Raw genomic sequence first — 24,688 nt, 5'->3', positions numbered from 1 at the left:
ACTCTACGCCGATGATCGCGCGCCGTCGCCCTTCCGCCCTGGTGCTGCGCTGGCTCGCGCTGGGGGCGGCCGGTGGCGCCGCGCTGACCATGGGCCTGGCCGCGCTGGCGGTGCCCGGCCCCTGGCAGCTGCTGGCGCTGGTGCTGTCGCTGGTCGCCGTGGCCGCGTCGATCGGCGTCAGCGTGCACATGCACCAGAGCGTGCGCGAGCTCGAAGCCGCCGACGAGCGGCTGCGCCAGGACGAGCTGGCTCTGGGTGAACTGCAGCGCGAACTCGAAGAACGCACCGAGCTCGAGAAGGAACTCCGCCAGGCCAAGAACGCGGCGGAATCGGCGGTGATGGCCAAGGGCGAGTTCCTCGCCACCATGAGCCATGAGATCCGCACGCCGCTCAACGGCATCACGCCGATGCTCGACCTGCTGATGCATGCCGGGCTCGCACCCGACCATGCCGAGCTGGTGCGCACCGCGTTCCTGTCCTCGCAACAGATGCAGCGCATCGTCGACGACATCCTCGACTATTCCAAACTCGAATCGAACAAGCTCGATCTCGAGGTCACCGGCTTCAACCTGCGCGAGCTGATGGACGGCGTGATCCAGGTCATGGAGCGCGCGGCGCAGACCAAGGGACTGCGCCTGGGCCTGCAGATCGATCCGGTCGTGCGCCTGCCGGTCCGCGGCGACCCCGTCCGACTGCGCCAGGTCCTCGGCAATCTGATCAGCAACGCGGTGAAGTTCACCGAGCGTGGCAGCGTCTCGGTGCACGTGCGCCGGCTGGGCGAGACCGCGGCGCAGCACCAGTTGCGCTTCGAAGTGCGCGACACCGGCATCGGCATCAGCGCCGAGGGCCGCAAGCGCCTGTTCCAGGCCTTCAGCCAGGCCGATGCGTCGACCACCCGCCTCTACGGCGGCACGGGCCTGGGCTTGGCGATCTCGCGCAGGATCGTCGAGCTGATGGATGGCCGGATCGGCGTGGACTCCGAGCCCGGTGCCGGTTCGACGTTCTGGTTCGAGATTCCGTTGCGCAAGACCCAGGGCGACATGCCGGTCGAGGACGCCACGCCCCGCGACGGCCGCGCCTTGCTGCTCAGTGCCGATCCGCGCCTGCGCCTGCGGCTGAGCATGCTGCTGCCCAACTGGGGTCTGCGGGTGAGCTCGGTGGAGACCACACAGGAGGCGCTCGACCGGCTGCGGACCGCCGCCAACCAGGGGCCGCCGTGGGCCTATTCGGTGGTCGTCGCGGATCTGGCCGGCATGCGCAATACCGCGGTGGCGCTGTATCGCAACGTGACCCGGCAGGCGGCCTACGGCAGCGTGCGCCTGGTGTGCCTGTACGGCGACGAGCCGGTCTCGGAAGAATTACGCCAGGGCGCGACGCTGTTGAGCCGGCAGTCGCCGGACGCGGATCTGCGCGAGGCCGTCCTCGACATCGACACGCCGCCGGCACCGGCGGCGCCTGCGTCCACGCCGACCCATGATCCGGGCTCGGCGGCGGCACCGGCGGGCAGCGCGGATGACACGGCGGCAGCGGTGCTCGCGTCGCAGATCCCTGCCCCGCCCGCGACGGTGGTTCCGCAGGGCGCCATCGCGCCCGACACCGCGCGCAGCGATGGCCCGCGCAAACCGCGCGTCCTGCTGGTCGAGGACAACCCGGTCAACCTGATGGTCGGCCAGCGCTTGCTGTCGGTGCTCGGCATCACCTGCGACACCGCCAGCAATGGCGAGGCGGCCTTGCTGCGCATCGCGGCGTCGCGCTACGACATCGTGCTGATGGATTGCCAGATGCCGGTCATGGACGGCTATACCGCCACACGGCGCTGGCGCGAGCACGAAGCCGCCGAGCGCAGTACACGTCGCCTCCCGATCATCGCGATGACCGCCAACGCAATGGCCGGCGATCGCCAGAAATGCCTCGACGCGGGCATGGACGACTATCTCGCCAAGCCGGTCACGCGCAGCGAGCTCGAACGCTGCATCCATCGCTGGTGGGACCCGGACGCGGCGCCCGCACCCGTCGAACACGCGATGCCTGCGCCCGCGCCGATCAGCGACCCGATGTCGCCGGACGAATGGACCGCGCCGGCGCAGTCGTCGCTGGCGCCGGTGGCACCGGATGCATCCGCGCCGGTCGCGCGCACCCCATCAGCCGCGGTCGTCGACCGTAGCGCGCTGCCGCCGGTGATCGATCACGAGGTCCTGGACGATCTGCGCACCGTACTGGGCGACGAAGTCGACAGGCTGATCGACGTCTTCCTCGACGACACACCCCGCCTGCTGGCCGCGCTCGAAAACGCGGTGGACGGCCCGGATTACGACGGACTGCGCGAGGCCGCGCATTCGCTCAAGTCGTCGAGTGCGAATCTCGGTGCGATGTCGCTGTCGGCGGCCGCGCGGCGGATCGAAGCCGGCGCGCGCGAGCGCAGTCTCGAACGCCCGGCCGTGGCCGTGGCGCTGGTGTCCAACGAGTTCGCGCGGGCGCGGCGGATGCTGCGCGAAGGCCGGGTGTCAGGCCTGGCCTGAAAGCGCGCGCCTGCACTGACAGGCGCGACGGGTCCCGCTCAGTCGTGCTCGAGCTGGCTCTGCAGGTAGTTCTCGACGCCGATGCGCGCGACGAGATCGAGCTGGGTTTCCAGCCAGTCCACGTGCTCTTCCTCCGATTCGAGGATGTCGACCAGCAGCTTGCGGCTGACGAAATCGCCGGCGATCTCGCAGTGCGCGATGCCCTCGCGCAGCGTCGGCAGTCCGTCCATCTCCAGCGCGAGATCGCATTCCAGCGTCTCGACCGGCGCCTCGCCGATGCGCAGCTTGCCCAGCGCCTGGAAGTTCGGCAGGCCTTCGAGGAACAGGATGCGCTCCGAGAGCTTGTCGGCGTGCTTCATCTCGTCGATCGACGCCTTGTAGGCGCGCTTGCCGAGTTCGTCCAGGCCCCAGTTCTTCAGCATCTTGGCGTGCAGGAAGTGCTGGTTGATCGCCGTGAGCTCGTTGTAGAGCGCCTGGTTGAGAAAGCGGATGACCTGCGCGTCGCCCTTCATCGAAGGATGCTCCTGATATCGCGGAATGCGCACACTCTAGCGATCGCGTCCGCCGCATGACGGAACGCGAATCGTGATCATTAGTCGAGCAGACGGCGCGATGCGCCGGCGATCAGGCCGCGGTGGCGATCAGCGGCAGATCGATGACGGGCGCATGGCGCGCCGCGTGGAACTCGTCGAGCAGACCCGAGGCCATGTCGAGACAGCTGCCGCAGGTGGCGCCGCAGCCCGTCCGCATCGTCAGCTCGCTCACTTCCCGGCATCCGTTGGCAGCCGCCTGGCGGATCTGGGAGTCGGTGACGCCGTTGCAGATGCACACGTACAAGGCTGTGGTCCTGGCGGAAGGCTGGAGTCGCCATTCCGCCATAAACGAGAATCAGTGTCAAATAAGAACTGTTCAGCCCGCGCTGGTGTCGTCGCGCCCGCACACGGCCGCCTCGGGGGCGCGACGCGGCCCCCGCCGCTGCGGCCGGCGTCCGCGGGGACGCAGCTCGATCGCCGGCTGCGGGATGGCTTGCGCGCCCGCGACCTGGCGGGCGTATTTGGCCAGGTGGCTCAAGGCGCTGGTGTAGACGCCGCGCTTGAAGATCACCACGTGCTCGAGCGGGTACCAGAAATCCACCCAACGCCAGTGATCGAATTCGGGCGTCTCGGTGAGATCGAGCCGCAAATGCGCCTCGTCGCCGACGAACTTGAGCAGAAACCAGACCTGTTTCTGTCCGACGCAGACGATGCGGTCGTTGCGACGGATCGCGCGCTGCGGCAAACGGTATCGCAGCCAGCCGGGCGTGGCGCCGAGCACGGCCACGTGTTCGGGCAGCAGGCCGGTCTCCTCGTGCAGCTCGCGGTACATGGCCTCGAGCGGCGTCTCGTCGGTATTCATCCCGCCCTGCGGGAACTGCCAGCCATCACGCCGGACCCGACGCGCCCAGAAGACACGACCATCCGGGTGCATCAGCACGATGCCGACATTGGGCCTGAACCCGTCCGGATCGATCACGATGCGGACTCCTAATACGATTGACTTGCGTCACTGGCATCGACTCTGCCATGTGCCGCCCCGGGGGACAAGCCGGAACTGAACGCCGACGCGCGCCCACAAAAAACCCGCCTTCCGGCGGGTTTTCGTCGACGCTTGCGCGTTGGTGGCTATGGGTGGACTCGAACCACCGACCCCGTCATTATGAGTGACGTGCTCTAACCGGCTGAGCTACATAGCCATCGGTCGTGCGGAACTTCCCGCGACGAGCCGCGCATTCTGCCCAAGCCCTGCGCCTGCGTCAATCGGCGCGACCGGAGGTGCCGGCCGCGCCCGCTCCGGTCATTTCGCCGACGACGCGGCCGCCAGCCCCAGTTGGTCGAACATGAAGGCGTACATCTCCGCCGATTCGCGGTAGCGGCGGAAGCGCCCCGACTTGCCGCCGTGACCGGCTTCCATGTTGGTCCGGAACACGACCGGGAACGCACCGCTGTTGAGGTCGCGCAGTTTCGCGACGTACTTCGCCGGCTCCCAGTACTGGACCTGCGAGTCCCACAGGCCGGTGCCGACGAACATCGCCGGATAGGCCTTGGCTTCGAGGTTGTCGTACGGCGAGTAGCCGAGCATGTAGTCGTAGTAGCGCTTGTCTTCCGGATTGCCCCACTCGTCGTACTCGTTGGTGGTCAGCGGAATACTCGGGTCGAGCATCGTCGTGACCACGTCGACGAACGGCACCTGCGACAGGATCACGCGGTACTTCTCCGGGGCCATGTTCGAGATCGCCCCCATCAGCAGACCGCCTGCGCTGCCGCCGTAGGCCGCGACGCGGTCGGGCGCCGCAAAGCCCTGCTTCACCAGATCGTCGGTGACGTCGATGAAGTCGGTGAAGGTGTTGACCTTGTTGAGCAGCTTGCCGTCGTCGTACCAGGCGCGGCCCATTTCCTCGCCGCCGCGGATGTGCGCGATGGCATAGACCATGCCGCGGTCGAGCAGGCTGACGTTGGTGACCGAAAAGCCCGGATCCATCGACGCGCCGTAGCTGCCGTAGCCGTACTGCAGCAGCGCCGCGGTGCCGTTCTTCTCGAAGCCCTTGCGGTAGACCAGCGACACCGGAATGCGCTTGCCGTCGCGCGCCGTCGTCCACACGCGCTCGGTGACGTAGTTCGACGGCTCGTAGCCGAGTACCGCCTGCTGCTTGAGCTGGCGACGCTCGCCGGTCTGCGTGTTGACCTCGAAGGTCGTCGCCGGCGTGGTCAGCGAGGTGTAGCCGTAGCGCAGCCAGTCGGTATCGGGCTCGGAGTTCACCGCCAGACCCATCGCATACGCCGGCTCGTCGGCCTGCACGAATTCGTCGCTGCCGTCGGTCTTGAGCACGCGCACGCGGGTCAGCGCCTCGGCGCGTTCCTCGATCGCGGTGAAGCCGTCGAACAATTCGTAGCCTTCGATGTAGACGTCGTCGCGATGCGGCACGAAATCGGTCCACTGCCGGCGCGAGGTCGCATCGCTGGGCGCGGTGACGAGCTTGAAGTTCGTCGCCTTGTCGGCGTTGGTGCGGATCACCCAGCGGCCGCCGTAGTGGTCGGCGTCGTATTCGACATCACGTGCGCGCGGCGCGAGCACGGCGAAGGTCTCGGGATTGTCGGCCGGCGCGTAGCGCGTTTCACTCGACACGGTGCTGCCGACGCCGATGACGATGTACTTGTCGTCCCGCGTGCGGTCGATGCCCATGTAGAAGCTGTCGTCCTGCTCCTCGTACACCAGCACGTCATCGGCGACCGGCGTGCCGAGCACGTGCTTCTTCACGCGCACGGTCAGCAGCGTTTCCGGATCGTTCTCGACGTAGAACAGCGTCTTGTTGTCGTCGGCCCACACCAGGTTCGCCGACACGCCGCTGATGACGTCCGGATAGATCTCACCGGTTTCGAGATTTTTGAAGCGCACCGTGTACTGGCGACGGCCGTTGGTGTCGTCGGCGTAGGCGAGGATGCGGTTGTCACGGGTCACGTCCCAGTCGCCGACCGCGTAATAGTCCTTGCCGTCGGCCAGCTGGTTGACGTCGAGCATGACCTGCTCGCCATCGAAGTCGCCTTTCGCGTTCGCGGCCTGGATCGACAGCGCATCGACACCGGCGCCATCGGCGCGGCGCGCGTGCACCGGATAGTCCTTGCCGGTCTCGAAGCGCGAGTAGTACCAGAAGCCGCGGTCCCGGTACGGCACCGAGCTGTCGTCCTGCTGGATGCGGCCGACGATCTCGTCGTAGAGCGTGTTCTCGACCGGCTTCAGCGACGCGAGCATCGCATCGGCGTAGGCGTTCTCGGCATTGAGATAGGCCAGCATCGCCGGGTCTTCGCGCGTGTCGTCGCGCAGCCAGTAGTAGAGGTCCTCGCGCGACGCGCCGTGCGGCGCGGTGACGGTATGCGGGCGCTGTTCCGCGTCGGGCGGGACCGGCGCGGCGGCGTGTGCAGCAGGAGAAACACTCATCAGGCTCAGGCTCGTCAGGATCGGCGCGGCCAGAACCAAGGCCGCGCGGGGGAAAGATGTCTTCATAGGTGGGTCCACTCGCTGCCGATGCAACGCTGAAAAGAACACCGGCCGCAGAAGCGGCCGGTGCGGGATCGAATCACTTGCCCAGTTGCTGCCACAGGAACGTCAGGTAGAGCGCGTCCATGTGCGCCTGCTGCCGGTTGTTCGCAGCGCCGCCGTGGCCACCCTCGATGTTTTCGTAATACCGCACGTCCTTACCGGCGTCGGACATCTTCGCCATCATCTTGCGGGCGTGGCCGGGATGGACGCGATCGTCGCGGGTGGAGGTGAGGATCAGCGTCGGCGGATAGTCCTTCGCGGCATCGAACAGGTGGTAGGGCGAGAAGGTGCGGATGAACTCCCATTCTTCCGGCTTGTCGGGATTGCCGTACTCGGCCATCCACGACGCGCCTGCCAGCAGCTTGTGATACCGCTGCATGTCGAGCAGCGGCACCTGGATCACGACCGCGCCTAACAGCTCGGGATACTGCGTGAGCATGTTGCCGGTCAGCAGGCCGCCATTGCTGCCACCGCGGATACCCAGATGCGCCGGGGTGGTGATCTTGCGCTGGATCATGTCCTGCGCGACCGCGGCGAAATCCTCGTAGGCCTTGTGGCGGTTGGCCTTCAGCGCGGCCTGGTGCCAGCGCGGGCCGTACTCGCCGCCGCCGCGGATGTTGGCGACCGCGTACACGCCGCCCTTCTCCAGCCAGCCCTTGCCGACGCCGCCGGAGTAGCCGGGGGTCAGCGAGATCTCGAAGCCGCCGTAGCCGTAGAGCAGCGTCGGATTGCTGCCGTCGAGCTGCATGTCCTTCGGACGCACGAGGAAGTACGGCACGCGCGTGCCGTCCTTGGAGGTCGCGAAATGCTGCTCGACTTCATGCGTGCTGGCATCGAAGAACGCCGGCATGGTCTTCAGCGTTTCCGGCGCGGCGTTGCCGCCCACCTCGGCCAGCATCAGCGTGCTCGGCGTCAGGTAGTCGGTGACCGTCATCCACACCGCGTCGGACTCGTCGCTGTCGACGGCGCTGACCGCGACCGTGCCGAGTTCCGGCACGCCGGCCAGGGCGCTGCGCGCCCAGCCGCCCGCGCCCGGCGTCAGCACGGTGAGCTTGTTCTTGACGTCCTCGAGCACGTTGAGCACGAGGTGGTTCTTCGTCCACGTCGAACCGGCAAGCGAAGTCGTCTCCGTGGGCTCGAACAGCACGTCGAACTCGCGCTTGCCCTCCATGAACGCGTCGAAATTCGTCGCCAGCAGCGAGCCGGCCGGATACGTGCGGCCGTCGACGTCCCAGGCCTCGCGCAGTTCCAGCATCAGCCAGTCGTGATGCACGGACTTGTTGGCCGAGTTCGGCGCGTCGATCTTGGTCAGCTGGCCGTCGGCGCCGCGCAGGTAGAGCTCGTCGTTGTAGAAGGCCAGCGTGCGGCTGACGTAGTCACGCTCGAAGCCCGGCGTGTCGTCGTGCATCGCGGCGATGTACATGTCGTCCGGCTTGCCTTCGTACACCAGCGTGGCCTGGTCCATCGACTGGCCGCGCGCGAGCTGCTTGACGATGCGCGGATAGCCGGACGAGGTGAGCGAGCCGTCGCCGAAATCGGTGTAGACGTAGACGTTGTCCTGGTCGATCCAGCCCAGCGCGCCCTTGGCTTCCTCGCGGTAGAAGCCGCCGTCGACCCACGACTTCGATGCGACGTCGAATTCGCGGGTGACGTCGGCATCGGCGCCGCCGCGCGACAGCGCGATCAGGCAGCGCGTGTACGCCGGGCGCAGGCAGGTGGCGCCGTGCCAGACCCAGTTCTCGCCTTCGGCGGTGTTGAGCGCGTCGAGGTCGAGCACGGTCTCCCACTTCGGCTGCGGCTTGCGGTATTCCTCGAGCGTGGTGCGGCGCCAGATGCCGCGCTCGTGGTTCCGGTCGCGCCAGAAGTTGTAGTACCACTCGCCCTGCTTGTAGACGGCGGGAATCTTGTCGTCGGAGTCGTAGATGCCCAGCAGGTCGGATTCGAGCTGCTTGAATTCGGGCGTCGCGGCCAGTTCGGCCTCGGACTTGGCGTTCTGCGCCCGGACCCAGTCCAGCGCCTTCTCGTCGGTGACGGCTTCGAGCCACTGGTGGGGATCGGACACGGCGGCCTCCTGGGCTGATGCGGCGCCCATCGACAGGCCGGCGGCGATCCCGGCGGCGAGGCAGAGCTTGGACAGGTGGGACATGGACACTCCGGTGGCGCAAGGGCGGACAGCCGCCAACGCTAGCACGCACCCCCGGCACGGGCCGCATGACCAAAGTCACGCTCCCGCGGCTTGCGGACCGCGGCGCCGGATCAGCGCAGCAGCGGCAGCAGCCCGGCCGCGACCAGCGCCGCGCGGACCGAAATCCGCCCACGGCGACGCGGCAGCGGTCGACGCCGGGCCTGGGCAAGGCCTGGCCGACGCCGCCGCAAGACCGCTGACGAGGCCAGCTTGCGGCGGCGCGGCAGGCGACGCAGGAACAGGGTGAGCCAGGCCACCGCGGGCATGCCGATCAGCCACAGCGGTGGCCAGCCGATCGCGGTGACGCCGGTCCGCAGACCGGGAAACGACAGCAGCGCGACCGCAGCGAGACACAGCGCGCCGACCAGCAGCGTGTGCAGGGTCGCATCGGCGGGGACATCGACATCGGACGGGACATGGGCGATACGGGACATCTGCGCAGCTCCTGTGGACGCGGTGATCGATGGCCCGGCTGGGCATGGCCGCAGTCTGGGCGGCGCGCATCTCACAGGCTGCGACCCCCGGAACCGACAGAAGCGACACGTGCCAGCCCGCATCTGTCACGGAGCTGCAGCGCCACTGGAAGCCCGGCCCTCGCCGGACCCGCGCTGCGGGCGACCCTAGATCGAGTCCGGGCGAACCCGTCCCGGGGAAGGCGCGCGCACCCTCTGCACCCGCTCGGCTGGACGCTCAGTAGCCCGCTTCGTCCAGCGCGCGCGTCGCCTGGGCGCGGCCGATGTCGATCAATTCCGCGGCACGCCAGAACTCGTAGAACTGGCAGACGTCGCGCGGGATGCGGATCACGAGTTCCGGCGGATCGAGCGCCAGCTGCACGCGCGAGATCTGCGCCTGCATGGTGTCGAGCGAACGCGACATCACCTCGACCAGACTTCGCGGCGCGGCGTCGGAATCTTCCTGCGTCTCACCGCGCCGTGCCGGCGTGCCCGGCGGCTGCGTGGGCCAGCCGTGCATGTCGACCGCGATCAGGCGGACCGCATCCGACAATCGCGTCGCGGCGATCGGCAACGGAGCGAGCAGGCCACCGTCGACCAGCGGCCGCCCGTTGACCACGTGTGGGGTGAAGACGCCGGGGATCGCGAACGAGGCCCGCAGCGCGTCCCACAACGGACCGTCCTGGATCCAGACCTCGCGCTGGCGCTGCAGGTCGACCGCGACGGCGGTGAACTCGATGGGCAATGTCTCGATCAAGGGATCGCCGACCACCTCGCGCATGGTGTCGACGAGGCGCCTGCCGGCGAGGACGCCCGCGCGGCGGAAGCCGGGATCGAGCAGGCGGACGAAGTCGCGCCGCGACATCGCGCGGAGCCGCGCATCGAACGCGCGCAGGCGCCCCGCGGCGTGGATGCCGCCCACCAGCGCACCACTGGAGGCGCCGCAGATCGTGACGATCGGGAAGCCGCGCTCCTCGAGGACTTCGATGACGCCGATCTGCGCCAGACCGCGCGCGCCGCCCGCGCCCAGCGCCAGGGCGACCGGCTCACGCAGCATCGGCATGACCCTGCGGGCCGTTCGGGTCGGACATCCGGCGCGGTCTCAGCCTTCGTACTTCTGCAGCGCCATCATCAGCAGCGAACGCGCCTGCTCGCGCAACGCCACCGGCTCGACGACTTCGGCATCGGCGCCGTAGTGCAGCACGTCCATCAACAGTTCGCGCGCGCCGCTGTAGGGCACCTTCAGCTCATAACGGCCATCGGGCAGGAACCGGCCCTGCTGCTGCGAGTGCCAGTGCTCGTCGGCCACCCAGCGCGCGGCCTTGGCGCTGAAGAGGATCGTGGCGATGCCCTTCGGCGGACCGGAAAAGATGCCGTAGCTGCCGGCCAGATGGGTGTCGAGTTCCGCGTCCTCGATATCGCGCGCATCGGCAGCGAGGACGCGGGCGTTCGCGATGCGGTCGACCGAGAAGCTGCGCAGCGCGTCGCGCTCGTGGTCCCAGGCGTCGAGATACCAGTTGTCGCGGTAGTGGGTGATGCGCTGCGGCGACACGGTGCGACGGGTCTTCTCGTCGGTGGAACGCGCGCGGTATTCGAATGCGAGCTGCTTGCGCTGCAGTACCGCGGAGCAGACGTTGCGGAACGCGTGTTCGTCCATGCGCCGCCCGCGGTGCGGGATCACGCGCACGCGCTGCACCGGCCACTGCTTGCCGGCCGAGTGCTCGTCGAGCAGTTTCTCGATGCGCGACTGCAACGGCGCCAGTGCACTCGACAGCACCCCGCCGCTGCTGCGCGACATCAGCTGCTGCGCCGCGAGCAGGGCGTGCAGTTCTTCGGAGTTGAGCCACAGCCCCGGCAGTTCGAAGCGACCGCCCTCGTCGGTGTCGTAGCGGAAGCCGGCGTCGCCGTCGCCGACGATCGGCGCCATCAGCGCGTCGCGCAGGAAGGCCAGATCGCGGTAGACCGTTGCACGCGAGCATTCCAGCTCGTCCTGCAGCTTGGCCACCGTCACCGGATAGCGCGAGGTCTTGAGGATGCGATGCAGCGAGAGAATGCGTTCGTATCGGTCCATGCGGCCGATTATGGCGCCAGTCGGCGGCGACGGCGTGACCGCGTGCGGATCACCGGTGGTTAACGCAGGCCGTCAGCCGTCGCCCCTAGACTCCGCCTTCGGAGTTCGACCGGATCGACATGGCGCAGGGAACGCGGAATGGGACTCTCGGCCTCGCGCTGGCCGCGACCGTGCTGGTGCACGTCGGCATCGCGTGGTGGCTGCTGTCACTGCGGCAGACGGCGCCCGCGCACGGACCGGCGGCGCTGGCGGTGATCTGGATCGCGCGGCAGGCGCCGCCCCTTCCGTCGCCTGCCCTGCCGCCCGCGCCGGTCCCGGCCACGTCCGACACCGCGACGCCGCCACTGGCGCGCGGTCCACGCAGCCATGCATTGCAGGCGGTCGAAGTGCAGCGCCCGTCGATCGATGACCAGGTGCCACTGCCGGGCGCCGCGGCGCTGCTGGAACAGGCCGGCACCTGGGCGCGTCAGCAGGCGCCGGCCGCCGATTTCGTGCGCGATCCGCTGCGGCATCGCGCCTCACCGGCGGCAGATGGCCGCTTCGCGATGCGCGAGCCGGTGTCGGTCGAGGATGTCGTGATCGCGGTCGGCAGCTTGTTCGGTGGCGGCCCCAGCGATCCCTGCCCCCGCATCCGCCGCAACCTCGCGGCCCTCGGCACCGGCGGCGACGCGGCACTGACAGCTGAAGAACTTCGGCGCCTGCAGCAGTACTGCCTGTAGCGCTCAGCGGCCGGCGAGTGTCTGCTGGACGCCGATCGCCACGCGCTCGGCCTGGCCGCGCAATTCCGGCATCGCGATGGTTTCCCACAGGTCGCCAATGCGCGTCGCGCCGAGCGTCCAGAGGCCGGGCACGACCTCACCGTTCGCATCGAGCACTTCGCCGTCGCCACGGGTCGCGAGCCCCAGATCGAGCGGTCCGGGCGCGACCAGACCGCGCGCGTGCAGGGCTGGCAGCAGCCGACCCGGCGCGCGCGACAGACGCTTCTCCATGCCGGTCGCGTTGACCACGACATCGACCCCCGTGGTGGCCGGTGCGGCGCCGCGAGGCGTCCAGTCGATGGCGACCCGACCGTCGCGCGCTTCGATCCGCAACAGCCGCCCGGCCTGCAGCGAGAACCGGCCCGTCGCCGCCATGTCGTCGACGATCGCCGCGACGCCGGGCGCGATGCGATGGCGATGGATGTCCCACTGCCGCACCGCATGCCGCAGGAAGCGGCGGCGCTCGGTCGCGGGCCAGGCCTGCCACAGCGCGCGCGCGTGCGGACGCAGGCGCTCGACCGCGTCCTGCCACGGCCGTCCCTGCGCCACCGCATCGGCCGCCCACTGCCGCACCATCCGCATGCGGGCGCGCACGCCGAGCAGCATCAGCGCCTCCACGCCGCCGGGCTGCGGCACGGTGCCCGGTGCATGCGCCAGCGGCATCAGCCCGTTGCGGGAGATCGCGTGCACGCGCCCGCGATGCCCGTTCGCCTGCAGGGTCAGCAGCACATCGACCATGCTCAGGCCCGCGCCGACGATGCCGACGTCGGCCTCCGATGCGATCTCTGCGACCGCGTCGTAATCCCAGGCGTCCACCGCGCCGGCGACCGGCACACCGCCGGGCAGCGTGGCCGACGGGCTGCCGGTCGCCAGGACCACGGCACGCGCGTGCAGCTGCGCACCGGACGCACAGGTCGCGATGAAGCCTGCGCCGTCGCGTTCGATATCCACGACCGCCTCCGCATGCACGGCCAGCGACGCGCGCGCGGGATGCGCATCGAGCCGCGCCTGCAGATAGCGTCCGTAGACACGCCGCGGCGCGAACTGCGCCGCCACCGCCGCGTCCTCGCGTCCGATGCATTCGGGCTGCGTGCGCAACCAGGCGACGAAATCGTCCGGCACCGCATCGAAGGCGCTCATGCGCGCGGCGTTGACGTTGAGCACATGTTCGGCCCGCGGGGTCGAATACGCGGTCCCGCGCGCCGGCGCGGGCCGTGGCTCGGCCAGTGCGACACGCAGGCCTTCGCGATCGAGCAGATGCAGCGCCACCAGTGCGCCGCTCGCGCCACCGCCGACCACGAGCACGTCGAAAGCGGCGCGCGCACCGGCTGCGGTCAGATCGGCGGTCATCGGTGTCTCCGGAACGGTGAAGCGCGCAGTATCCCATCCGCTTCCGTACCATGACGCGCCACGACGACGGCGCGCCGTGGCGCCGGGTGCACGCGTGCGCTGGCATCCTCGCCGGACTGCCGCACCAGGCAGCGGGGGAAACGCCATGAGGAAGGAGGCAGCGTGGATCTGTGGTTGACGCTGGCGGTCATGGCCGGCGCGGTGTTCCTGTTCGTGACTGAGAAGCTGCGGGTCGACGTGGTCGCGCTGCTGGTCGCGGTGTCGCTGCTGGTGTTGGGCGTGGTCACGCTGCCCGAGGCGCTGTCGGGCTTCAGCAACCAGGCGACGGTGATGGTCGCGGCGATGTTCGTGCTCAGCGGCGCGCTGCAGCGCAATGGCGCGCTGATCGCGGTGGGCGACCTGCTGGCGCGCATCCGCTGGAAATGGCTGTTCCTGCTGGTGATGATGAGCCTGGTCGCGGGCGTGGCCGCCTTCGTCAACAACACCGCCACGGTGGCGGTGTTCCTGCCGCTGGTGCTGGCGGCCACGACGGCCAATCGCTGGGCACCCTCTAAATTCCTGATCCCGCTGTCCTACATCTCGCAGGCCGCCGGCGTGTGCACGCTGATCGGCACGTCGACCAACCTGCTGGTCGATTCGATGGCGCGCGAGGCCGGCACCGTCGGCTTCACCCTGTTCGAGTTCGCACCGCTCGGGATCGTCTTCGTCGGCATCTGCATGGTCTACCTGATGACGGTCGGCCGGCTGCTGCTGCCCGACCGCGGCGTGCCGGGCAGCGCCACCGCCGATCACATCGGCCGCTACGTGGCCGAGCTGCTGGTCGGCGACGGCGCTGCGGTGATCGGGCGCCGGCGTGGCGAGGTGCTGCCCGACGGCAGCGACGACGTGACCCTGCTGGAGATCCTGCGCAACGGTGTGGCGGTGCGCGGCGAGGAGGTGCGCGTCGAGGCCGGCGACCGTCTGCTGCTGCGCGGGCTGTGGCAGCACATCGAGGCGGCGCGCAAATCGCTGAAGCTCAAGTTCGATCACGTGGCGCGGGATCTCGACGGTGACGTCACCGCCGAACGACTGCATGTCGAGGCGATGGTGGCCCCGGGTTCGCACCTGATCGGGCACACGCTCGCGGGCATGCGTTTCGGGCACACCTACCGCGCCCGCGTGCACGGCCTGCACCGGCGCCAGCTCGGCGTCCGTCAGCCGCTCGACCACGTACCGCTGCATGTGGGCGACGTGCTGCTGCTCGACGCACCGGTGAAGGCCATCGACGACCTGCGCGTCGACCGGGGCCTGATCGTGCTGGGTGCGCGCGCGCAGCGGAAAGTCGACACGACGAAGGCGACGCTGTCGGCGATCGTCATGGCCGCGTCGATCGCCGCCGCGGCGCTGGGCTGGATGTCCATCGTGGCCTCCGCCCTGCTCGGCTGCATCGCGCTGGTGGTGCTGCGCCTGATCGACCCGGACGAGGCTTACGAGGCGATCGACTGGCGCGTGATCCTGCTGCTGGCCGGCATCATTCCGCTCGGCATCGCGCTGCAGAAGACCGGCGGCGCGGTGCTGGCGGCCGACCAGCTGATCAATCTCGTGGGGCATTACGGGCCGACCGCCACGCTGGCCGCGGTCTATCTGATGACGTCCACCCTGACCGAGTTCATGAGCAACAACGCATCGGCGGTGCTGCTGGTGCCGATCGCGATCGCCACCGCCGATTCGCTGGGCGTGGACCCCAAGCCGTTCCTGATCGCGGTCGCGTTCGCGGCGTCGACCAGCTTCGCCACGCCGATCAGCTACCAGACCAACACGATGGTCTACACGGCCGGCAACTACCGCTTCAGCGATTTCGTGAAGATCGGCATGCCGCTCAACCTCATCTTCCTGGTCACCGCGACGCTGCTGATTCCGCGGTTCTTCCCGTTCTGACTGTGCAGCGCGCCGGCCGCGTGGCACGCTGCGCGGCGACTACCCGAGCGGACTGCAGGATGCGCCAGATGCTGAGGATCGCCGCGATGCCGCTGACCGGGGCCGGCCTGGGTCTGTTGATGTGGAGCGGCATGACCACCGCGCTGCTGCAGCTGCGGCCCGGCACGCCGTCGACCCTGCACCAGCTGCAGCTGCTCGGCCTGCTGTCGGGCTGGATTCTCGTGGCGGCCGGCACCCTTGCGGGACGCGCCGACCGCGTCCCGCCCGGCGTGCCGCGCGCGGCGCGCCGCCTGCGGCTGGCCACGCTTGCGGGTGCGGCACTGCTGTGCGTGCTGCTCGCCCTCGCCGGATCGACGACGCCGGCGCCTGCCCCGCTGCTGGTGGGCCTGGGGCTGCTGTCGGTGCTGGCCGCCTTCGGCACGGTCGCCGCGATGGCCCATGGATTCGCCGGCCCGGCGGCGCCCGCGCCCTGGCGGCAGCCGCTGGTGCTGCCCGTGCAGCTGCTGCTCGCGATGAGCACCGGACTCGCCCTGCTGTACGTCTTGATGGACCGGCTGTTCGTGTCGGGACCCGACAGCCGCACGATGCTGGCGACGCTGACCGGGCTCGGTGTGTGCCTGGCGCTGTGCAAGGGTCTGTACTGGCGCGCGGTGGACCGGATGCCGCATCCCGGCGCCGCGGTGCCAGCGCAGCGGACCGCCCGCATCGCGATGCTCGCGCTGGCCGCCGGCGCGCCGGCGCTGACCTGGTTGCTCGCGCTCTCGCGCCAGCTTCCGTCGTGGCTGCCACTGCTGCTGGCCGCCTGCGCCCTCGGCGCGGCTGCCGCGCTGGAGCACCGGCTGTTTCTCGGCGAGGGCGCCGGCTGGCAGCGCGAAGCCGGTCACGAATCCTGAAGCCCACTTCGCCCGTGCGCCGCCGGGGATGGCCACGACCCTGCAGGCTTCGGCATAATCGTGCTGGAACCGCTTACATGAATGGCTGACATGCTTGCTGGCTGGTGGCTGGCCATTGCGGGCCTGCCGATCTACACACACCCGCTCCCCGCCGCGCCGGATCTGCCGGCAGTGGCCGCCGTCGCGTCGCGACAGGTGCCGCTGCGCCGGCCCTGTTATCGACTGGCGTGCCGCGATGCGGAGTGGACGGCCGGGGTTTCACGCCAGCGGATCTGGTCGCCGAAGGCGCCCGGGGTCCGCCCGCGGACGGTGTCCCACCCCATCGTCAAACTGCCGAACCGGCGGCTCGCGCCCTTGTATTCGCCGTTTTCGAGCCCCGCGTTCATCCGCTCGGGCGGCAACCACGTGAAGTGGGACACCCGCTACGGTCTGGAAGCGATCCGCAGTCCGGAGACCTCGCTGCGCATCGAGTTCGGCACCGGCGTGCGCATCGAGCCCTATACCGACTTCGGGACCGCGGCCATGGGTCCCATCGCGACCGGCCAGCTGCAGCTGTCGCAGGAGCTCGGCCGACGCGCGTCCTTCACCCAGGAAGTGCAGGTCGAGACCGGGCGCGAAAACACCTTCCTGCGCCAGACCCTGGCATTCGACTACGAGCTGTTTCCGCAGTGGACGCTGCGCTCGGACTTCGAGCTGCGCCACGACACACTGGGCAACGGCGGCCGCGGCAGCACCGACACCGAAGGCTCGGTCAAGCTCCGCCGCACGTTCTGAGGTCTGGTCGCTGGGCGGCATGTGCAGCGCGTCGACGCACGCTGGCGCCGGATGACGGAACGCGGGTGCGTGGCGCTCACCCCGGCAGGAACGCGCCCGCACCCGCTTCAAGCAACAGCGCCGCGACGCGTCCGCCGAGCGCATCGCCCTCGCCGTGCGAAGACACGCCGCCTGCACGCACCGCGCGACCGTCCTGGGCGCATCCGACCAGACCTTCGAGCCGCAGCTGCGCGCCGTCGAGCCAGGCGTAGGCCGCGACCGGCACGTGGCAACTGCCGTGCAGCGCACGGTTCATCGCGCGCTCGGCCTCGACACAGCGCCGCGTCGGCGCATCGTCGAGCGTCGCCAGCAGCGCGTGCAGCCGCGGCGCATCGTCGCGGCATTCGATCGCGATCGCGCCCTGCGCCGGTGCCGGCAGCCAGTCCGGTGCGTCGAGCCGCGCGCGGATGCGCGACTCCAGGCCCAGCCGCTGCAGTCCGGCGCATGCGAGCACGATCGCGTCATACTCGCCCGCGTCGAGCTTGGCCAGACGCGTATTGACGTTGCCACGCAGATCCACGAGCTGCAGGTCCGGGCGCCGCGCGCGCAACTGCGCCTGTCGCCGCAGGGACGACGTGCCGACGCGTGCGCCGACCGGCAGCGCGTCGATGCCGTCGAAGGTGTGGCTGATGAAGCCGTCGGCGTGATCGGCGCGCTCGAGGATCGCCGGCATCGCGAAGCCCGGCTCCAGCGTCATCGGCACGTCCTTGAGCGAATGCACCGCGCAGTCGGCCTCGCCGGCCTGCATCGCGATTTCGAGCTCCTTGAGGAACAGGCCCTTGCCGCCGATCGCGGCCAGCGAACGGTCCAGCACCTCGTCGCCGCGCGTACTCAGCGGGATCAGTTCGACCTCGAGGCCGGGGTGGCGCGCGCGCAGGGCGGCGGCCACGTGTTCGCTCTGCCACAGGGCGAGCGGACTCTTGCGGGTGGCGATGCGCAGTCGATCCATCCGCGCATTATCGGCGATCGCCGCCGGCGACGCTTGCCGACGGCTCAGAGCTGGCGCACGGTGTCGCGCAGCTGCGACACGCAGCGGCGGCTGACTTCCAGCGGCCGGTCGCCGTGCCGCAGCACCGCGTGCACGTGCCCGTCGAGATCGCGTCGCAGTTCGACCAGTTCGTGGCGCGCGACCAGGCAGTTGCGGTGGATGCGCACGAACCGGTCGCCGAACTCGTCCTCGAGCGACTTGAGCGACTCCTCGACCAGATCCTCGCCCCGAGCGTGGTGCACGACGACGTATTTCTCTTCGGCCTGCAGATAGCGGATGTCCTCGACCGGGATCAACCGCAGGCTGCCGCGCAGACGCGCGCACAGATGCGTGCGCCGCTTGTCACCATGCGGCTCGTCCGCGCCGGCCACTTCGCGTCCAGCGGTGAACGTCCGCGCACGCTCGACCGCGACCTGCAGACGTTCGGGCCGCACCGGCTTGACCAGGTAGTCGACGGCTGCCGCCTCGAAGGCCTTGAGCGCATGCGCGTCGTAGGCGGTGCAGAACACGATCGCCGGACGCGGCTCGAACGCGCTCAGGTGGCGCGCCACTTCCAGTCCGTCGATGCCGGGCATCGCGATGTCGAGCAGCACCAGCGCCGGATCGTGCGCGGCGCAGGCTTCCAGCGCGCCGCGCCCGTCGCCGACCTCGGCCACGACCTCGATTCCCGGCAACTGCGCCAGCAGCACCCGCAGACGCTCGCGCGCCAGCGGTTCGTCGTCGGCGATCACCACCTTCATGGCGTGCGTCCTCCCGGGACCGACGCGGTGCCGTCCATCGGCACCGGCACCTGGATGGTGCACGCATAGCGTCCTTCGTTCCACCCGTAGCGCATGCGCGCCCGCGGGCCGAACGCGAAGCCCAGGCGCTGCGCGATGCTGCGCTGGGCGTGGCCCGCGCCCTGTGCCGGGGCATCGTCCGGCGGCAGCGAGGGATTGGCGACTTCGATCTCGAGCACGCCGGCCTCCATCGTCAGATGCACGTCGATGGTGCCGCCCTCGGGCAACCGCGAGATACCGTGCAGCACCGCGTTCTCGAGCACCGGTTGCAGCACCAGTCGCGGCATCGGCAGATGCCATGGCAGATCACCGCGCTTGTGCCAGTCCACGCGCAATCGATCGCCCAGCCGCAACTGCTCGATCGAGAGATACCGCTCGGCCAGCGACACTTCTTCGGACAGTGTCGACGTGCCTTCGCCCGCGCCGAGCGCGGCGCGGAACAGGTCCGACAGGTCGAGTACCGCGCGCTCGGCCACCACCGGATCCCGGCGCAGCAGCGTGGCGATCATGTTCATGCTGTTGAACAGGAAGTGTGGGCGGATCCGCGCCTGCAATGCATCGGCTTCGGCTCGCGCATGCGCGGCGACCTGCCCCTGCCAGCGATCGATGACGTAGAAATAGCGCAGCGCGATGCCGGTGAGCAGGCCGACGACTGCAGCGCTGCCGCCGACGAAGCGCGCGAATCCCGGCAATGCCGCGGCGCCGACACTGGCGAACAGACCGTGCACGATCGCCGAGGCGACCACGGCGACCGCCATCGCCAGCGCAACCGCGAGCACGGCCCCCACGCGCACCGGAAACCGGGACAGCGGCCGCCTGCATGCGCACAGCAGCACCGACACCGACAACGCGAGCCACAGCGCGTAACCGCTCGCGGAGACGAATGCCGACAGGTCCCAGAGCGCCGCTGGATTGGGGACCAGCAGCACGATCACCACCGTGAGCTGGGCCAGGCCCAGCATCGTCAGCAGGCGTCGCAGCCGGCACAGGTCCGGCAGCCAGAGGCCGTCGACTGCCGGCGCCGTCATGCTCAGCCTGCCGCGAACCGGGCGTCGAACCAGTCACCGAGCGCGGCGACCTCCTCGGCACACACCGAATGCGGCATCGGGTATTGCTGCCAGGCGACGTCGAAACCAGCCTCCCGCAGCCAGCGGGCACTCTGTTCGCCGGCGCCCAGCGGAACGACGGGATCCTGCGTGCCGTGGGCCATGAACACCGGTTGGCGCGTCGCGCCATCGACGAGTGCGGCAGCCGCATTGCGCGCCGCCGGCAGATAGGTGGACAACGCGACCAGCCCGGCCAGCGGGACCGCGCGCCGCAGGCCCGTGGCCAGCGTCACCGCGCCTCCTTGCGAAAAACCCGCCAGGATCACCCGCGAGGCCGGGATGCCGCGTTCGGCTTCGCGCGCGATCAACGCATCGATCTGCGCCACCGATTCGAGCACCCCAGTCTCGTCCGCGCGGTTGACGAGGTCGAAGTCGACGATGTCGTACCAAGCGCGCATGCGCACGCCGTTGTTGATCGTCACCGCGCGCACCGGTGCGTTCGGGAACACGAAGCGGATCGCCGGCCAGTGCTTGCGCAGAAGCTCCGGCACCAGCGGCACGAAATCGTTGGCGTCCGCGCCGAGGCCGTGCAGCCAGATCACGCTCCACGTCGGCGACGGGCCGGTTTCGCGTTCGATGCAGTCGAGCAGTGCGGGGGTCTTGGAGTCCATGCGCAGTCGGAAAGGAGTGGGAAACGCCAGTGTAAGCGCTCCGCCTCCGCTGTCCCGGCCGCTCAGCGCGTCATGGCGGCGCCCGCGGCGTGCGCGTGCGCGCGGAGCGCGGCTGCACGCACCAGCACCTCGGGCGGTGCCTGCTCCTCGGGCGTGGTGAACAGACCGGCGCGGCGCAATGCCAGGCCGGCGCGACGCGAGGACGTGAGTCGCACGATCGGAATCGATCCCACCAGTCCCACGATCATGGGCGACATCCACAACGCAAGGCCGGGCGACATCATCCACGCACCCACGCCCATCACCACGCCGAGCAGGGTGGTGCCGCGATAGTTGCGCCACAGGTCGCCCCAGGTCTGCCGCCCGTCGTCGCGCTGCTGCGCATCCCAGCCCGAATCACGGCCCGCCAGCACCTCGGCCACGCCGCGCGACTGCACGTACATCGTGATCGGCGCCATCAGCGCGGCCAGCACATTCTCGATCAGCAGGCTGATGAGGCCACGCAACGCACCGCCGCTGCCGCGTCGCATGCGCGCATCGGAGACGGTCGCGATGTAACCGAGGATCTTGGGCGCGAACAGCATCGCCATCGTCAGGACGAACACGCCGAGGAAGCGGCCATCGTCGATCGCCATCCAGTACGCGGCCGGCGACAGCCCGTCGTTGAACGCACCGTGCTGCAGCGGGACCGCCAGGCCGATCAGCACCAGCATCGCCCACAGCGGCGCGGTGAGGTAGTGGCCGATGCCGATCAGCAGATGCCAGCGGCTCACCCAGTGCAGACCGCGCGCAGGAAGTACGCCGCCATGCTGCAGGTTGCCCTGGCACCAGCGCCGGTCGCGCACGAGCATGTCGGTCAGTGTCGGCGGGCCTTCCTCGTAACTGCCCTCGAGCGTCGGAATCATGTGCAGCGCCCAGCCACCGCGGCGCAGCAGGGCGGCCTCGACGAAGTCGTGGCTCAGCACCGCGCCGCGGAACGGCGTGGTGCCCTGCAGTTCGGGCAGGCCGCCATGCGCGGCGAACGCCGCGGTGCGGATCAGCGCGTTGTGGCCCCAGTAGTTGCTCTCCGCGCCATGCCACCACGCCACGCCGTGCGCGATCACCGGGCCGTACATCCGACCGGAGAATTCCTGCATGCGCGCGAACACGGTCGCCCCGTTGACGATGACCGGCAGCGTCTGCACCAGCGCGACATCGTCGTTCGCGTCCATCGCCGCGGCCAGGCGCACCAGCGTGTCGCCGGTCATCAGACTGTCGGCATCCAGGATCAGGAACTGCGGGTAGGCCCCGCCCCAGCGCCGCACCCAGTCGGCGATGTTGCCCGCCTTGCGCTCGTGGTTGTCGTCGCGCAGCCGGTAGTAGAGCCGCGCTTGGGGCATCGCCGCGCGCAGCCGCTCGAATGCGACGACCTCGCGCCGCTGGATATCCGCGTCGCGCGTGTCGCTGAGCACGAACAGGTCGAAATGATCGCCGCGCCCGGTCGCCTGCAGCGATTCGACGATCGCCTGCAGTCCGGCGAGCAGCCGCTCGGGATCCTCGTTGTAGGTCGGCATCAGCAACGCGGTACGCACGTCGAGGGTCGGCAGCGGCGCTGCCGGATCGATGCCCAGGCGTGCCGGCCGCTTCATCAGCACCAGCACGAAGCCTGCGAGCGAACTCGCGAAGGACTGCACGATCCACGCGAACAGGGGCACGAAGACCAGCAGCAGCAGGCCTTCCAGCAGATCGATGCCGCCGATGCGCAGCAGCCACCAGATCTGGTACGTCGCGAAGATCGTCAGCACCGCGGCCGTGGTCACGATGAAGGCGCGGCGTCCGAACATGCCGGCCGGTGCGCTGGGCAGCGGACGCGTGGTCAGCCGTCCTTCGCGCAACGACTGCACCGGCATCGGCAGCGGCGATGTCTCGGGCATCCGCATGGTGTCGACCGTACTCATGCGCTCCACCGGTAGAGCCACGTTTCGGAGACTGCAGCCCCTCCGCGATGCAGTCGCGTGCGCAGTTCGCTGCTCGCACCCGCCGGCGCGAACTCGAAGCCTACCCGCCAGCCGCCGCCGGGCCGCGCATGCACGACCGGATTGGCAATGCGCCCGGTACTCGCCGTGACCTCGAGCTGCGGGACCTCGCTGCCCGCGTCGCCCTGGTCGAAGTCGACGACGACCAGCCGGATCGCGCGGTCCTCACCGGGTCGCGCGCCGATCCGGGTGGCCACGACGTGCGCGAGCGCCGGTTTCCATCGCTTGGCCGCCGTCCAGTGCAACCGATAGCGCCAGCGGCTTTCGCTGCCTGCCTGCAAGGGCGCTGCGGGACGCCAGAACGCGACGATGTTGTCCTGGTATTCGTCGGCCGTCGGAATCTCCACCAGATGCACCTCGCCGCGTCCCCAGTCGTCCAGCGGCTCCACCCACGCCGACGGCCGCTTTTCATAGCCGGCCTCGGCGTCTTCGAAACTGTCGAACGCACGCTTGCGCTGCATCAGGCCGAAGCCGCGCGGCGACGCATCCTGGAAACCGCTGTGCTGGATCGAGGCCGGGTTGTGCAGCGGGCGCCATACCTGCTCGTCGGTACCGGTCCACAGGCCGAGCCCATCGGAGTCGTGCACCGCCGGGCGGTAGTCGTCGATGCCCGTACGGTCGGCAGCATCGAACTGGTACATGCTGGTCAGCGGCGCAATGCCGGCGTGCGGGAGATCCACACGCGGAAACAGGCGTGCATCGACCTCGAACACGGTGTCCTCACCCGGCTCGATCCGGAACCGGTAGGCGCCGGTCACGCTGGGGCCGTCCAGCAACGCATCGATCGTGATGGCCGCACTGCCCACTTCCGGCCGGTGCAACCAGAAAGCGCGGAACACGGGGAATTCCTCCGGCCCCGGATCTCCACTGCCCAGTGCGAGTCCACGCGCGGACAGGCCGTAGGCGAGTCCCTTGCCGACCGCACGGAAGTAGCTCGCCCCGAGGAACACGCACAGTTCGTCGAAGTACTCGCGACTGTTCAAGGGCGCATGCAGGCGGAAACCAGCGAAGCCCAACGTGTCGTCGAGCGCGGGCGTCGGATTGGGGCTGTAATCGAACAGCGCCGTCGAGAACGGCAGCGGGCGGGCCTGGTCGCCTTCGACCACGTGGATCTCGATGCGCGGCTTGAATAGAAAGCCCCGATGGAAGAACTGGGCCTGGAAATCGACACCCGGCACGTCCCGCCACAGCGCCCTGTCCTGCCGGTAGCGGAAATCGCGGTACTGGTCGTAGGTCGCGCCCGCCAGTGCGGGTGGCAACGTGGTGTCCGGCGCCACATACGCGTCCGCCGCCAGTGCACGCGCCATGCGGACCACGGTGTCGGCATCGAAAGGCGACGGCGCGACATCCGCGGCCACAGCCGCGAACGCAGGCCACCAGGCCCCCATCAGCGGCGCGGCCAAAGCGGTTCCCAGAACATCACGTCGTCGCACGGAACACCCACGGAGTCGTATTCAGGTCCAGCCAATGTACCGGGCCGGGTGTAAGGAAGTTGCGAAACACAAGACTTGTGTAAGCGGTATCAATGCGTGCCTGCCGTCTGTACGACGGACGGCGCCAGTAAGCGGCAGGAATGCTCAGGTGTGCGTCGACCGTGAAGGCGGCGCCCCGGCTCTACACGCATGGTGTTGAGTGGATCCTGCGACGACGGCGAGACGGAATGTGGCTGACGTGGTGGGCCCACCAGGACTCGAACCTGGAACCAAAGGATTATGAGTCCTCTGCTCTAACCATTGAGCTATAGGCCCGCGGCCGGCAATCGTAACAATTCGTCACCATGAAGCGGAGTCCAGGGCCAGGCCGCGCGGGGCCGCTTACCCTGCGTTTTTCAAGACGCACGTCGTTTGGAAATCGACGGGTGCAGGAACACGGGCAATGACCGCTCGTGACTACCAGGATGCGGATGTATCAAGAACATCATGTCCACAGCACGGTGGAAGTCCAGGAGTTTCCTTCAGCAAACCCGGGCCATGCACAGTCAAGAGGTCCTGAAACACGCTCCCCATTCCTGACCACCTTTTTTCAGCCGGGACTTTCTCTCAGCCATTCCCTCGAGTTTCCCCGGTCGATTGCTTTGGCAAATCCGGCGCAAAGAAAAACCCCCGCCGGAATACCGGCGGGGGTTTTGGGTAAAAACCCTGGCGATGACCTACTCTC

The 24,688-nt window shown here is 69.1% G+C and carries 21 protein-coding genes and 2 tRNA genes; 6 read left to right on the top strand and 17 right to left on the bottom strand.

Annotated elements, in window-relative coordinates; all coding sequences use genetic code 11:
• Window positions 1-11 precede the first annotated feature (11 nt).
• Entirely contained in the window at window positions 12-2,519 is a 2,508-nt protein-coding gene (locus CURTO8I2_RS00110) for a hybrid sensor histidine kinase/response regulator (protein ID WP_159677644.1), read from the top strand.
• A 38-nt stretch (window positions 2,520-2,557) separates the two neighbouring features.
• Here CURTO8I2_RS00110 and bfr read toward each other — a convergent pair whose 3' ends face one another.
• The 9 genes from bfr to CURTO8I2_RS00065 form a co-directional block, all read right to left on the bottom strand.
• Entirely contained in the window at window positions 2,558-3,031 is a 474-nt protein-coding gene (gene bfr, locus CURTO8I2_RS00105; protein WP_159677642.1) for a bacterioferritin, read from the bottom strand.
• Window positions 3,032-3,143: 112 nt separating this feature from the next.
• Window positions 3,144-3,356, bottom strand: coding sequence for a (2Fe-2S)-binding protein (locus CURTO8I2_RS00100; protein WP_159677640.1), 213 nt, complete (start codon window positions 3,354-3,356; stop codon window positions 3,144-3,146).
• Between the two features lie 72 nt (window positions 3,357-3,428).
• Window positions 3,429-4,031, bottom strand: a complete 603-nt coding sequence (locus CURTO8I2_RS00095) for an RNA pyrophosphohydrolase (RefSeq protein WP_159677638.1) — start codon at window positions 4,029-4,031, stop codon at window positions 3,429-3,431.
• A 143-nt stretch (window positions 4,032-4,174) separates the two neighbouring features.
• A tRNA-Met gene (locus CURTO8I2_RS00090) sits at window positions 4,175-4,251 on the bottom strand.
• 101 nt (window positions 4,252-4,352) lie between these two features.
• Complete coding sequence (locus tag CURTO8I2_RS00085) at window positions 4,353-6,491, bottom strand: S9 family peptidase (protein ID WP_236550950.1); 2,139 nt, start codon at window positions 6,489-6,491, stop codon at window positions 4,353-4,355.
• Between the two features lie 139 nt (window positions 6,492-6,630).
• Entirely contained in the window at window positions 6,631-8,739 is a 2,109-nt protein-coding gene (locus CURTO8I2_RS00080; RefSeq protein WP_159677636.1) for a prolyl oligopeptidase family serine peptidase, read from the bottom strand.
• 110 nt (window positions 8,740-8,849) lie between these two features.
• On the bottom strand, window positions 8,850-9,212 hold the full coding sequence (locus CURTO8I2_RS00075; protein ID WP_159677634.1) for a hypothetical protein: 363 nt from the start codon (window positions 9,210-9,212) through the stop codon (window positions 8,850-8,852).
• Between the two features lie 256 nt (window positions 9,213-9,468).
• Complete coding sequence (locus CURTO8I2_RS00070; protein WP_201295447.1) at window positions 9,469-10,293, bottom strand: patatin-like phospholipase family protein; 825 nt, start codon at window positions 10,291-10,293, stop codon at window positions 9,469-9,471.
• 39 nt (window positions 10,294-10,332) lie between these two features.
• Window positions 10,333-11,301 carry a YafY family protein gene (locus tag CURTO8I2_RS00065; RefSeq protein ID WP_159677632.1) on the bottom strand — a complete coding sequence of 323 codons (969 nt, stop codon included), beginning with the start codon at window positions 11,299-11,301 and terminating at the stop codon, window positions 10,333-10,335.
• Between the two features lie 119 nt (window positions 11,302-11,420).
• On the opposite strand from CURTO8I2_RS00065, the gene CURTO8I2_RS00060 reads away from it, so the two are divergent.
• The gene (locus tag CURTO8I2_RS00060; protein ID WP_159677630.1) at window positions 11,421-12,020 is read left to right on the top strand and encodes a hypothetical protein; all 600 of its coding nucleotides are present in this window, start codon (window positions 11,421-11,423) and stop codon (window positions 12,018-12,020) included.
• Window positions 12,021-12,023: 3 nt separating this feature from the next.
• On the opposite strand, the gene CURTO8I2_RS00055 is transcribed toward CURTO8I2_RS00060, so the two are convergent.
• The gene (locus CURTO8I2_RS00055; RefSeq protein ID WP_159677628.1) at window positions 12,024-13,409 is read right to left on the bottom strand and encodes an FAD-dependent oxidoreductase; all 1,386 of its coding nucleotides are present in this window, start codon (window positions 13,407-13,409) and stop codon (window positions 12,024-12,026) included.
• A 162-nt stretch (window positions 13,410-13,571) separates the two neighbouring features.
• Here CURTO8I2_RS00055 and CURTO8I2_RS00050 point away from each other — a divergent pair, with 162 nt between their 5' ends.
• The 3 genes from CURTO8I2_RS00050 (at window position 13,572) to CURTO8I2_RS00040 (ending at window position 16,993) form a co-directional block, all read left to right on the top strand.
• Window positions 13,572-15,326 (top strand): SLC13 family permease, encoded by a 1,755-nt coding sequence (locus tag CURTO8I2_RS00050; RefSeq protein WP_159677626.1) that lies wholly within the window; start codon window positions 13,572-13,574, stop codon window positions 15,324-15,326.
• A gap of 68 nt (window positions 15,327-15,394) precedes the next feature.
• Window positions 15,395-16,219 carry a hypothetical protein gene (locus tag CURTO8I2_RS00045; protein WP_159677624.1) on the top strand — a complete coding sequence of 275 codons (825 nt, stop codon included), beginning with the start codon at window positions 15,395-15,397 and terminating at the stop codon, window positions 16,217-16,219.
• Between the two features lie 90 nt (window positions 16,220-16,309).
• On the top strand, window positions 16,310-16,993 hold the full coding sequence (locus tag CURTO8I2_RS00040) for a DUF481 domain-containing protein (protein WP_159677622.1): 684 nt from the start codon (window positions 16,310-16,312) through the stop codon (window positions 16,991-16,993).
• 76 nt (window positions 16,994-17,069) lie between these two features.
• Here CURTO8I2_RS00040 and hemC read toward each other — a convergent pair whose 3' ends face one another.
• The 7 genes from hemC to CURTO8I2_RS00005 all read right to left on the bottom strand — a co-directional run bounded on the left by hemC (window position 17,070) and on the right by CURTO8I2_RS00005 (window position 24,279).
• Window positions 17,070-17,981 carry a hydroxymethylbilane synthase gene (gene hemC, locus CURTO8I2_RS00035; RefSeq protein WP_159677620.1) on the bottom strand — a complete coding sequence of 304 codons (912 nt, stop codon included), beginning with the start codon at window positions 17,979-17,981 and terminating at the stop codon, window positions 17,070-17,072.
• A 44-nt stretch (window positions 17,982-18,025) separates the two neighbouring features.
• Window positions 18,026-18,760 (bottom strand): LytTR family DNA-binding domain-containing protein, encoded by a 735-nt coding sequence (locus CURTO8I2_RS00030; RefSeq protein WP_159677618.1) that lies wholly within the window; start codon window positions 18,758-18,760, stop codon window positions 18,026-18,028.
• Window positions 18,757-19,827, bottom strand: coding sequence for a histidine kinase (locus CURTO8I2_RS00025; RefSeq protein ID WP_159677616.1), 1,071 nt, complete (start codon window positions 19,825-19,827; stop codon window positions 18,757-18,759). The genes CURTO8I2_RS00030 and CURTO8I2_RS00025 overlap by 4 nt, the downstream gene beginning before the upstream one ends.
• Window positions 19,828-19,829: 2 nt before the next feature.
• Complete coding sequence (locus tag CURTO8I2_RS00020) at window positions 19,830-20,516, bottom strand: alpha/beta hydrolase (protein WP_159677614.1); 687 nt, start codon at window positions 20,514-20,516, stop codon at window positions 19,830-19,832.
• A 62-nt stretch (window positions 20,517-20,578) separates the two neighbouring features.
• Window positions 20,579-22,453: a glucans biosynthesis glucosyltransferase MdoH gene (mdoH, locus tag CURTO8I2_RS00015; RefSeq protein WP_159677612.1), complete on the bottom strand. Its 1,875-nt coding sequence runs from the start codon at window positions 22,451-22,453 to the stop codon at window positions 20,579-20,581.
• Window positions 22,450-23,934 (bottom strand): glucan biosynthesis protein, encoded by a 1,485-nt coding sequence (locus CURTO8I2_RS00010; protein WP_201295446.1) that lies wholly within the window; start codon window positions 23,932-23,934, stop codon window positions 22,450-22,452. Before CURTO8I2_RS00010 ends, mdoH begins: the two co-directional genes overlap by 4 nt.
• 269 nt (window positions 23,935-24,203) lie before the next feature.
• Window positions 24,204-24,279: transfer RNA gene (locus tag CURTO8I2_RS00005), tRNA-Ile, on the bottom strand.
• Between the two features lie 155 nt (window positions 24,280-24,434).
• Between CURTO8I2_RS00005 and CURTO8I2_RS15365 the strand changes: the two genes are divergently transcribed.
• The coding region (locus tag CURTO8I2_RS15365) for a hypothetical protein (protein WP_236550949.1) at window positions 24,435-24,688 on the top strand (254 nt) is incomplete at its 3' end.

Origin of the sequence: Luteimonas sp. 9C (genome assembly GCF_902506295.1) — a bacterium.
Classification (GTDB): domain Bacteria; phylum Pseudomonadota; class Gammaproteobacteria; order Xanthomonadales; family Xanthomonadaceae; genus Luteimonas.
Note: the sequence above shows the minus strand (reverse complement) of the source record. Positions and strands in the feature narration are given on the sequence as shown.

Coding starts and splice junctions, on each gene's coding strand:
- CURTO8I2_RS00110 (WP_159677644.1), top strand. CDS start 12: ATGATCGCGCGCCGTCGCCCTTCCGCCCTGGTGCTGCGCTGGCTCGCG.
- bfr (WP_159677642.1), bottom strand. CDS start 3,031: ATGAAGGGCGACGCGCAGGTCATCCGCTTTCTCAACCAGGCGCTCTAC.
- CURTO8I2_RS00085 (WP_236550950.1), bottom strand. CDS start 6,491: ATGAGTGTTTCTCCTGCTGCACACGCCGCCGCGCCGGTCCCGCCCGAC.
- CURTO8I2_RS00080 (WP_159677636.1), bottom strand. CDS start 8,739: ATGTCCCACCTGTCCAAGCTCTGCCTCGCCGCCGGGATCGCCGCCGGC.
- CURTO8I2_RS00075 (WP_159677634.1), bottom strand. CDS start 9,212: ATGTCCCGTATCGCCCATGTCCCGTCCGATGTCGATGTCCCCGCCGAT.
- CURTO8I2_RS00070 (WP_201295447.1), bottom strand. CDS start 10,293: ATGCCGATGCTGCGTGAGCCGGTCGCCCTGGCGCTGGGCGCGGGCGGC.
- CURTO8I2_RS00065 (WP_159677632.1), bottom strand. CDS start 11,301: ATGGACCGATACGAACGCATTCTCTCGCTGCATCGCATCCTCAAGACC.
- CURTO8I2_RS00060 (WP_159677630.1), top strand. CDS start 11,421: ATGGCGCAGGGAACGCGGAATGGGACTCTCGGCCTCGCGCTGGCCGCG.
- CURTO8I2_RS00055 (WP_159677628.1), bottom strand. CDS start 13,409: ATGACCGCCGATCTGACCGCAGCCGGTGCGCGCGCCGCTTTCGACGTG.
- CURTO8I2_RS00045 (WP_159677624.1), top strand. CDS start 15,395: ATGCTGAGGATCGCCGCGATGCCGCTGACCGGGGCCGGCCTGGGTCTG.
- CURTO8I2_RS00040 (WP_159677622.1), top strand. CDS start 16,310: ATGCTTGCTGGCTGGTGGCTGGCCATTGCGGGCCTGCCGATCTACACA.
- hemC (WP_159677620.1), bottom strand. CDS start 17,981: ATGGATCGACTGCGCATCGCCACCCGCAAGAGTCCGCTCGCCCTGTGG.
- CURTO8I2_RS00030 (WP_159677618.1), bottom strand. CDS start 18,760: ATGAAGGTGGTGATCGCCGACGACGAACCGCTGGCGCGCGAGCGTCTG.
- CURTO8I2_RS00025 (WP_159677616.1), bottom strand. CDS start 19,827: ATGACGGCGCCGGCAGTCGACGGCCTCTGGCTGCCGGACCTGTGCCGG.
- CURTO8I2_RS00020 (WP_159677614.1), bottom strand. CDS start 20,516: ATGGACTCCAAGACCCCCGCACTGCTCGACTGCATCGAACGCGAAACC.
- mdoH (WP_159677612.1), bottom strand. CDS start 22,453: ATGAGTACGGTCGACACCATGCGGATGCCCGAGACATCGCCGCTGCCG.